Origin of the sequence: Clostridium coskatii (genome assembly GCF_001675205.1) — a bacterium.
Taxonomy (GTDB): Bacteria; Bacillota; Clostridia; order Clostridiales; family Clostridiaceae; genus Clostridium_B; species Clostridium_B ljungdahlii.
Map to the genome: position 1 here is coordinate 1 of NZ_LROR01000086.1, position 1,657 is coordinate 1,657.

Consider the following 1,657-nt stretch of genomic DNA (forward strand, 5'->3'; position numbering starts at 1 on the left):
ATTTATATATTCAATAAAGGTTATCCTATGGTATGATATCAGCAGAGTCTGATGTCCCAAGGCACTGCTTTCACTCCTTTCAGCCAACGCTTGTTGTGTCTGCTTTTTAAGCTTTCAGCCTGGCTCACGCGGCATATTCCGCTTACACAGATGTTTCATCCCCTGTCGTAGCTCCAGCAAAAAAGCTGGCAGGGTGCATGCTGATTACGCGAGGTTGCGGTCACTACATGATGCCCGGGATAAACCTTTTGCTTCAGATTTCAAAAATACTTAATCGGAAAGGATGGTGATATCATGTTAAAGATTAACTTTATGTCTACTTTGTTTGTCGGTATTGATGTCAGTTCCAAATCCAATGTTGTTTATGCAATGGATTTTTACAAAAACAAATATATACAAACTTCTTTCTCCAACAATCAGCCTGGTGCAGATGAACTCTCTGCTTTAATCAAAGATTGTATGGTTGCTCATTCTGATTTGAATACCATTGTGATTGCTATGGAATCTACTTCTGTTTATAACATTCACATAGCGAACCATCTTTCTACTTGCGAAATATTGCTTCCATTCAAGCCTTATGTTTTCTGTCTAAATCCAAAGATGACAGCTAACTATAGGAAGGCTTTTACTGCTATGGCTAAAACGGATCCTCTGGATGCCTTTATTATTGCTGATTTTGCAAGAGCTGGTTTAATCGAAATACAGCCTTGGCGTGGAAGCCAGTTTTTGGCTTTAAAACGTCTTACCAGACATCGCTTGCATCTGACAGAATGTATTACCAGAGAAAAGACATATATGGTTTCTAACCTATATCTCAAATTCAGTGAATTACAGCTCCTTAGCGGAGAAAACCAGCCATTTAGCAATATTTATGGTGCCACTTCATCTGCTATTCTTACAGAATATTTATCTCCTCAAGAGATTATCGATACTTCTGAAGAAGAACTGCTTACATTCATTGCTGAAAAAAGTAAGAACAGAATTACAGATATTTCAAAAACTACTGAGCTTTTGAAGAAAGCTGCGAGTAATTCCTATCGCCTTGACAAATGCCTTTATGAGCCTTTAAACATCTCTTTGGCAAGTTCTTTCAACTGTATTGATACTTTTAAGAAAGAAATTAAGGCTATTGATAATGCCATTGAAAAAACAATCAAAGGCATGAATCCTAATGCACTTACCATTCTCAAATCAATTAATGGTATCGGTCCTGTGTTTGCAGCTGGAATCATTGCTGAAATTGGCGATATAACTATTTTTCATTCATCTGATGCTTTAGCCAAGTATGCAGGGCTTACTTGGTCAAAAAATCAGTCTGGTGACTTCGATGGAGAAGATACTTGTATGCAGAAAGCTGGTAATACTTATCTGCGTTATTATCTTGGTGAAGCCGCCAACAGTGTCAGAAGACACATTCCTGAGTATCGGGATTACTACGCTAAAAAATACAGCGAAGTTCCGAAACATCAGCACAAAAGAGCACTCGCATTGACATCTCGTAAATTCGTACGACTCGTTTTTGGTTTGCTGGTCAAAAACCAACTGTACACCGGTGAAAAATTAGACACCGAATTTCATATCAAGACGAACTAACATTCGATTTTTTGTCAAAAAATTCGAACGTCTATTTTGTGCGCCCTTTTTTAAGAAAAACATA

At 37.8% G+C, this 1,657-nt stretch carries 1 protein-coding gene; it reads left to right on the plus strand.

Annotated elements, in window-relative coordinates:
- The first annotated feature begins 294 nt into the window (after positions 1-294).
- Positions 295-1,593, plus strand: a complete 1,299-nt coding sequence (locus CLCOS_RS18485) for an IS110 family transposase (RefSeq protein WP_082976978.1) — start codon at positions 295-297, stop codon at positions 1,591-1,593.
- The last annotated feature ends 64 nt before the right edge of the window (positions 1,594-1,657 follow it).